Here is an 8,662-nt window from a genome sequence, read left to right on the forward strand (position 1 = left end):
GATATGACGAACATCTTTGAATCAAAATTGCATTTGATTCAAAGATGTTTAATTATAAAGTGTCTAAATAGAAAAACTTTTGTTTCACATTTTAAGAAAAGTTGTAAAGTCTTCTTTTTAACAGTCTTATAGAATGTTACAAGAATGTTTCACTCTTCAAGTAGTTATCTTTATCTAAAAGCATTTAAGTTGTTTGTAATCAAACTATTAAGAACGGTTTTGTCAGTAAGCGATGTTATTTTTTTTCAAAAGGTCTTAAAGTGCGTAGGTTGTGTTAGTTACGACATTTTGGTGACATTGTGATAAAAATTGCTATTTGTTTATTCAAATTTTCTTTTATAATTTTGCAGTCGATTGGCATTGAGGTTGATCGAAAGACATACCTAAAATACGATATGATTAAATGAATGTGAGTCCTAATGAAGCTTGGGACAAGACCCTTACGCTTATCCGTGAGAATGTCTCTGAGCAGCAATATAACACATGGTTCAAGCCTATAGTGTACGAGTCGTTTGAAGAATCTACTCGAACTCTTTTGGTACAAGTACCCAGCCCTTTCGTGTATGAGTATTTGGAAGAAAATTATATAGACTTGCTAAGTAAAGTATTGCGTCGTACATTCTGTGACCAAATAAGGTTAAAATATCGAATCGTTACCGACCAAGAGCACCATCTCACGCAAGATGTAGAGGCAGAGCAAACTGATTTGTCTGTGAAAACACAGTTGGCGAAAACACGTGTTAACGAGTCGCCCACAACTTTAGATGCAGCACAGCCGCAGCAACTGGATCCAAATCTGAATCCTCATCAAACCTTTAATAATTATATTGAAGGTGATAGTAATAAGTTGCCTCGCTCTGTAGGACTTTCTATTGCAGAACATCCTCGAAAAACTCAGTTTAATCCCATGTTCGTTTACGGACCTTCGGGGTGTGGTAAGACGCATTTGATTAATGCAATTGGTATGCGAACGAAGCAACTCTATGCTCAAAAAAGGGTGTTATATGTCAGTGCTCGTCTGTTTCAGGTGCAGTACACCAATGCCGTGTTGCAAAACTCGATTAACGATTTTATTAATTTTTATCAAACCATTGATTTGTTAATCGTTGATGATATTCAGGAATGGATGACTGCCACAAAAACACAAGATACTTTCTTTCATATCTTTAATCATCTTTTCCGTAATGGTAAACGTATCATCTTAGCCAGTGATAGACCGCCTGTAGATTTGAAAGGAATGAACGAACGTTTACTGACTCGTTTTTCCTGTGGGTTAATAGCTGAGTTAGAGAAGCCCAATGTACAACTTTGCATTGATATCTTGAACAGCAAGATACGCAAAGATGGTTTGCAAATTCCAGACGATGTAGTCCAGTTTATTGCTGAGACAGCAAATGGGAGCGTTAGAGATTTGGAGGGTGTGATAAATTCTTTACTTGCTTACTCTGTCGTTTATAACAGTACGGTAGATATGAGACTGGCACAAAGAGTAATTCAGCGTGCAGTGAAGATTGATGACAAGCCGCTCACCATTGATGAGATATTAGAAAAAGTTTGCAATCACTTCAATGTATCCGTATCGGCAGTCAATGGTAGGAGTCGCAAGCAAGATTTGGTGACCGCACGACAAGTCTCCATGTATTTGGCGCAGAAATATACTAAGATGCCAGCTTCCAGAATAGGGAAACTTGTAGGTGGCAGAGATCATTCTACTGTTATTCACAGTTGCTCACGAATAGAGCAGCGTTTACAAGTTGACTCCATGTTCTCCAACGAATTAATGAGCATTGAAAACTCTTTTAAGTTGAAAAACTAAAAGGTTGCAAGGCTTCATTATCTTTTAGGCTTTTATTGTAATGCCTGTCGCTGCGATTGTTGAAAAGAAACAGCTGTTTTAACATGAGCGTTGATAACATATTAAGTAGGATTTTAGAAGTCGAACACGGATTTCAACATATCCTTGACGGAGCTGATGAAATCCTGTCGGCATACGCAAAGGAAAAATGTTTTGAAGTTGCACTCACGTTGTTTGAACATGAAGCCTATCGAGCTCGAATGTTAGCAACAACTATATTTGGCAGACAGGCAACTGAGGATAATAGTGCTCTTTGTTTTCTGAAAGAGCGGATAAGCACCGACGAGAATTGGCGTGTGCAGGAAATGCTTGCAAAGGCTTTCGATGAAGTCTGCAAACACAGAGGGTACGAAGCTTCTTTACCTCTCATCGAAGATTGGCTGAATGATAACAATCCGAATGTTATTCGTGCGGTAACGGAAGGATTGAGGATTTGGACAAGTCGCCCGTTCTTTCAAGAGAACCCATCGGTTGCTATTGCCCTAATCAGTAAGCACAAGGCACATGAGAGCGAATATCTTCGGAAATCCGTTGGTAATGCTTTACGGGATATAAGCAAGAAGCACGCAGAATTGATACGACAGGAGGTTGAGCAATGGGATTTATCTAATCCACGAGTTCTGTTCACCTACAAACTTGCCACGAAATTGCTAAAATAAAGATTTCAATTACCGCTTTCCGTCAGAACTTTTTTTATAAAAAATCAAGGCTGAATTTCAAGCGAGGAGTTCAGCCATCATTTTATATTCTAAAAAGTTTCAGCGGGCAACAATAATTTAAAACAAGTCCAACAGTTACACGATTACCAAACAATATTAAAAAAATGAAAATAATTTGCAATATTCATTCTCAATATATATATTTGAAAGCAAATAATCAAGTAAATTATAAAGATTAAACACATTGCAGCTGTAATACAGTGAAAATACAGTGAATAAATCACATAAATCTAAACAACAATTTATTAACTCTAAACATTTAAAAGTATGAAGAAATTTTTTAGTGGCATTGCTTGCATTAGCAATATCACCAGCATCAGCAAAAAACATCGTTGAAGTACACACTTCTTGTGAGAAAACCGCTCACATTGATACAAATAGAGGGTCAATGGAGCAAGTAATGGAACAAGTAATGTTGATAGAAGAAGCTCTCTGTGGATAATCCGTAAAACAGACCTACAAAGGTTGGTTCTATAATTACCGATTTGCTACTATCCTTAATTACGAGTATAGTCAGCCCTCTATATTTTTCATTTATCTACAGTTTTTTATACTACTTTTTATGTGTACATACTTTTGTAGTCCTTCAAAAAGAAGTCTAAAATTTGTTCTAATGAAAAAAACAAAGGAATTTATAGAACCAACCATAAAAACATACTCATCAATAGAATTCGATCTTGAAATATTCAAATTTAGTACTTACCAATATGAAGAAAAACATAATCTTACTTATTCTTCTCGTCAGCACGACTTGTCTATCTGCCCAAACACTGGACTTCTCGAAATTAGAAGGGCGATGGGATTCGACAAAAACGGTGCAATATGAATCTGCACAATATCAGATAACCTATGAATACAAGTATGCAAAAGACGCAAAGTATCCTGATGCAAAACGTACGGCAGTAACAATTCTAAGAATCGGTACGCAACACAATATGTTCATTGACTATGGACAACTTACCTTCGACTCTATCTCCGCCTCAATTGCAAGAGGGGAATCTCAGGCAACTTCATCGGGTCCTAAACTTATCGGAGCATTGAAAAGCATAGGCTTACGCGAACTCATCCTGCTGAATAGAGAGACTAAAAAAGAGTTTATTCAATGCAAGGCAGGAGGACTTCAAAGATATCAATACGAAGAAGAAGCTCCTCTGTTGAAGTGGGAATTACTGCAAGGAGACAGTACTATTGCCGGATATCAGTGTCAAAAGGCTAAGACAAGACTCTTTGGACGAGATTACATAGCCTGGTATGCACCTGATGTAGAGTTGCCATACGGACCCTATAAGTTCTATGGATTACCTGGACTCATCTTTAAAGTGCAGGACACACAGAACAACTTCATTTTCACCTTGACAGGATTACAGAAGGTAAAGAGCTATACTCCGATCTACATGTACGACAAAAGTGCTGTGACGAAGAGTACCCGAAAGACTGTCAGACAAATGTATAAGAACTATTGTGCCGACCCTATAAAAGCCTTAACAGGAGATGGAAGCATTACCGTATCGGCTGATGTTGCAGCAACAGTGAATGCAAAGCCTTACAATCCGATAGAATTAGAATAACATCTTGCGACGGATACTTCTTTTATTCTTCCTCCTTACCACCTCTTTCACCCTTTTTGCACAGCGGGAGGTTGCGCTGGTACAGCTAACGATTGAGGTAAGGGACTCTGCCAGCCTCCAACCGTTAGCAGATGTAATGTGCCGCATAGCAACTCCAAAGGGCAAGATGCTAAGCTATAAAATTGCTGACGGAAGGGGCAACCTCAGCCTCACAGCACACCAAGAGGATGTACTAATGTTCACACTCATTGGTTACAGTAAACGGAAAATAAACGTAGCTGACATCCATCAGACTACAAATCAGCCAGCTATTATCCTACTGTCTTCCAAGCCGGTGGAACTAAAAGAAGTCGTCGTAAAACTATCTCCCATAAGAAAACAAGGTGACACACTGGTCTACAATGTTGGTTCTTTTCTGCAGAAGGGTGACCGTCATTTAGAGGATGTACTCAAAAAACTACCGGGAATCAAGGTTTCTGAAAACGGTTCAGTGTCTTATCAAGGTCGTGCAATCAATCGGTTTTATATTGAAGGACAGGACTTGATGGGTAATAACTATACTCAAGCAACCCGCAATATGCCTATTAATGCGGTGCGTAATGTCGAAGTTTTGGAGAATCATCAACCTGTTAAGATGATGCAAGGACGCAAACCATCAGAATCAGCAGCATTAAATATCCGCCTTGACAAGAACCACAAGGCTCGTCCTTTTGGCGAGATTACTGGTAGCTTAGGCGTCAAACCCACTATCTGGGACAATCAGTTGTTTCTCACACAGGTGATGAAACATTCGCAAACACTTGTTTCTGCCAAGATGAGTAACACGGGAAAAGACCTTTCTAAGGAAACTAAAGAGCACATTGATGTCTATAATCTCGATACATACGAGCCACTTCCACAGGGTGTTCTGCAAGAAGACGTAAGCCAAGAGGCTCTCCCACAAAAGCGATACTTACAGAACAAGTCTTATAGCGCAGGTTTTAATAATATCATTACACTATCGAAAGACATAACACTACGCAGTAACATTCTTCTTTATGAGGATCATGCTGGATATAATCAGTCGACTACAAACTATTATGGAGGACTTACTCCTATCACGTTGGAGACGTCAGAATGGATGAAGCAACGCATATTTCGCATCGTACCAACACTGAAATACGAAGAAAATAGCACGCATAGATTCTTTTCTGACGAACTTAAATACTCCTTTGGACGACAGACAACCGAAAATCAAGTAGTCACGAATGGGATTGGAATTACTGAACAGATACGTATAAAACCGTCTTATATCAAGAACTATCTGTCTTCTTCCTTCAAATTAGGAAAGAGTATGTTGCAGGTTCGCTCACTCGTTAGATACGCCAATCGTAGAGAAGAACTGGTAACAGCTTCTGATTCCTTACCACTATATAATGTTACAGAACGCTTTGCAACACGGTCAACTATGACCAGAAACAGTATCACAACTTCAATCCCTACCCTCGGAAATGATTTGGACATATCCTTACGAGCTTATTACAGGAATAACTCGTACAATTATCAAGGTGATATCTATCATCGTACATTCAAACTACAAGGTGAACCAGGCTACACATGGAAATATACAAAGCAAAGCTATGTTAGCTTTGGACTTCCTATTGAATGGACAAGAATCAGCCTTTCAAAGAAGAACAACAAACTGTCTGTACGCAACTTCATAGCATTTAAACCCTACTTGACATTACAACAATTACTGACGAGCAAACTGACAGTAAACCTATCTTCCTCAATCTCTACAGATGACAACTCTCTTGATTTCTATGCTTTGAAGCCTTTAAGAGAGGGATACAGAAACATACAGGTTACAGGAAATGGCGTTTATAAGTCTACCCACCTATACACTTCGCTCCATTTCCGCTATCGTAATCTCGCAACGATGCTCTTTGCTAACCTTTCACTTACCTACTCTGATACAAGAAGCGAGGCTTATTGCAACTATGAGTACAACGATTCAATGACGATTATGAAGTGGGTAAGAGGCAGTAACCACCGGCATAACATTGCTATAAATGCTATGTTGGATAAGACTTTCATCCCCATAGGCGTTTCCTTAAAGTTTGATGCGACATATAACAGAGATTCTTATCTTGTTTCACAATCAGGTGTTATGGTCAATAACCATTCTCATCACGCTTCAGGAACGCTCACCACAAGTTTCCAAAAGATATCTTGGCTGCGCCTATCAGCCGCTTTTACAGCTAAATATTACTGGGAACAGAGTAGTATCATGAAGTTGGATGTTCTTTCGTCCTATACAACCAATGCAGCTCTTTACCTCTTCCCTACAAAGAAGTTGGAACTAAAAATGAAGTTTTATAATCTGACAAACGAAGTTATGGATGGACATTACCATACATGTAGCCTATTAGATGGAGACTTCAACTACAAAATTAATAATGTGTGGGAGCTGGGAGTATCTGGGACAAACCTATTAAACAGCAAATCTTACAGTATTACGCAGAATACAGGTATCAATACTTTCAACACATTCCTACCTTTACGTGGACGTGAATTACTACTCCGCGTACAGCTGAGATTGTAATAACATCAGCATCTTCTACAAACAGTTTACTCGCACACTACCGATACTTGTAAATAATTTTCCGACAACTCAAAACCAATACATGCTCTTTTAGCTTCTAAAAGATGCCTAATTAGGGTCTGCTAACCAATAGTAACCATGCAAGCTCGTGGTATGGCAAAAACTCCTGAAAGTCCATCGAATTTGACGATAATACTCTTTTTGAAGTCTCTCGACCCTGTTTTTTCAAAAAAGAAACAAAGAAGTCCCCTTAGGAACTTCATTATGTTTTTAGCGAAGAAGCAAGCTCCTATCCATGTGTCAGCCGTATCGTTTAGTTTCGCCCGGATGTCGTTTGCCCGGTAAACTCTCTTGGAGGTTCCAAACGTGGCTTCAATCCAGTTCCTCTCACCGACAGCCCTTCTCTTGTCCTCCGCATGCTCATCGTTTTCTTCTTTCGGTGGCCGGCCAAGCGGATGGTTGTAACAGTCGACGTGGCATGCCTTGATATACTTTCTGTTCTCCTTTCCAAGGTAGAGCTTGTCGGCCTGAACCTCCCGCGGAAGCATGCCGAAACGCTTTTTGTAGAGTTCCATCTGGGTGACGAGGTCGGACGACTCGTTGTATGCGTCCCAACAGAGATGATCCACATAAGTGTAGCCGTTGACGATGCTGGCACCAACCTTTGCCCCAAACTCGACCTTGGTCTTTGCCTTGCCCCTGACGATGGGATGGAGGTGAGGTTGGTAGATACTGATGATGCGGTCGGCACATTTGCGGACATTCTGCTCGAACATCATTTTCTGCTGTTCGTACATCTTGAATGCTGTATTGAGACATTTGAAGTCATGCCGACTGAAACATGAGAGAAGGTCACTTGTATGTCTGCCGAGAAAATCAAGAAACGTATGGAAATCAGCCTTCAAGCAACGTATCTGGATTAGCTTGGTCTTGTCTATGAGCTTCTTCCCCTTGCGCTTTTTCTTAATCAAGCAGATGAAAGCCTGGCGGGCTTCCGCACGGTAGATCTGTGGTTTCTTTATATTGTGGCGGGTACAGAATTTGTCAAGAAGGCGGTCTATCAGTCTGCTGCCGTCCTCCAAAAGGTTTGAGTCAGTTGGATAGCGAACCTCGGCATCGCAGCAGGTGGCATCAACTCTCATCGTACCGCCATAGTCGTTGCCGTCCTCGTCCGTGCGCTCCCTCTTCGGCTTGCTTCCATCCACCTCCGCCAGCATCAAGGTAAGCATGTTGAAGAAATCATGGTCAAGACGCTTGCGGACAAGGACGAACAACTCGGGAACGAAAACCGGCTTTTCCATGAACTTGTCAAGACCGAGCAGATATTGCATGTAAGGGTTCTCCTGAATGGCCTGAATGGTCTTCTCGTCACTCAAATTCTCCACATGCTTCACTATCAAGGCACCTACCACCATGCGGGCCGGCTTGTTGCTCGCGCCGCAATGACTGTTCTTCAAGTGCTTGTTATATTCCTTCTCAATCCTGTCCCATGGAAGGTTGTCTGCAAGTTTGACCCAGCAGTTCAACTTGCTCAATCCTGAGAGGGACTCTTGAAGTTCAAACAAGTCGTGACTACGATATTGAGAGTAGTATTTCATTTTACGTCGTTAATGTTTTAACAACCAAAGGTAGTCACTTTTGGTGAATTACACAAATAATATAAGGTATATATTATTGAATATCAGTGGATTATATTTATTTAGTAGACCCTAATTAACTTGCAATAGGTGCCCTTTTGAGGCCTAACTAACGCCCTTTTGAAGCCCAATTAAGCACCTTTTATTTTACGGTTTGGTAACTAATTGATTCTCTGCTGATTGCAAACTTGCTTTTAAAACGTATTTTTATCATTATTTGTAGAGGAATTATCTGAAAGTATGTAATGAGACCTCTGCAAAACTTTCTCTTTCTCTCATAAATTCACTTATAACCACAT

General features: G+C 40.1%; 5 protein-coding genes. 4 read left to right on the forward strand and 1 reads right to left on the reverse strand.

Going from position 1 to position 8,662, the window contains the following annotated elements:
- The first annotated feature begins 403 nt into the window (after window positions 1-403).
- From dnaA to HMPREF9304_RS09450, 4 genes are all read left to right on the forward strand, one after another.
- Window positions 404-1,816 carry a chromosomal replication initiator protein DnaA gene (dnaA, locus tag HMPREF9304_RS09435; RefSeq protein ID WP_036928480.1) on the forward strand — a complete coding sequence of 471 codons (1,413 nt, stop codon included), beginning with the start codon at window positions 404-406 and terminating at the stop codon, window positions 1,814-1,816.
- An 83-nt stretch (window positions 1,817-1,899) separates the two neighbouring features.
- Window positions 1,900-2,514 carry a DNA alkylation repair protein gene (locus HMPREF9304_RS09440; protein ID WP_036928481.1) on the forward strand — a complete coding sequence of 205 codons (615 nt, stop codon included), beginning with the start codon at window positions 1,900-1,902 and terminating at the stop codon, window positions 2,512-2,514.
- 767 nt (window positions 2,515-3,281) lie between these two features.
- Window positions 3,282-4,142, forward strand: a complete 861-nt coding sequence (locus HMPREF9304_RS09445; protein ID WP_036928484.1) for a GLPGLI family protein — start codon at window positions 3,282-3,284, stop codon at window positions 4,140-4,142.
- Between the two features lie 4 nt (window positions 4,143-4,146).
- On the forward strand, window positions 4,147-6,726 hold the full coding sequence (locus HMPREF9304_RS09450; protein WP_052046058.1) for a TonB-dependent receptor: 2,580 nt from the start codon (window positions 4,147-4,149) through the stop codon (window positions 6,724-6,726).
- 122 nt (window positions 6,727-6,848) lie between these two features.
- Here the strand turns inward: HMPREF9304_RS09450 and HMPREF9304_RS09455 are convergent, their stop codons facing one another.
- Complete coding sequence (locus HMPREF9304_RS09455; RefSeq protein ID WP_052046060.1) at window positions 6,849-8,324, reverse strand: IS5 family transposase; 1,476 nt, start codon at window positions 8,322-8,324, stop codon at window positions 6,849-6,851.
- Window positions 8,325-8,662: the final 338 nt, after the last annotated feature.

The organism is Hoylesella timonensis S9-PR14 (genome assembly GCF_000762405.1).
Lineage (GTDB): Bacteria > Bacteroidota > Bacteroidia > Bacteroidales > Bacteroidaceae > Prevotella > Prevotella timonensis_A.

Coding starts and splice junctions, on each gene's coding strand:
- dnaA (WP_036928480.1), top strand. CDS start 404: ATGAATGTGAGTCCTAATGAAGCTTGGGACAAGACCCTTACGCTTATC.
- HMPREF9304_RS09440 (WP_036928481.1), top strand. CDS start 1,900: ATGAGCGTTGATAACATATTAAGTAGGATTTTAGAAGTCGAACACGGA.
- HMPREF9304_RS09445 (WP_036928484.1), top strand. CDS start 3,282: ATGAAGAAAAACATAATCTTACTTATTCTTCTCGTCAGCACGACTTGT.
- HMPREF9304_RS09455 (WP_052046060.1), bottom strand. CDS start 8,324: ATGAAATACTACTCTCAATATCGTAGTCACGACTTGTTTGAACTTCAA.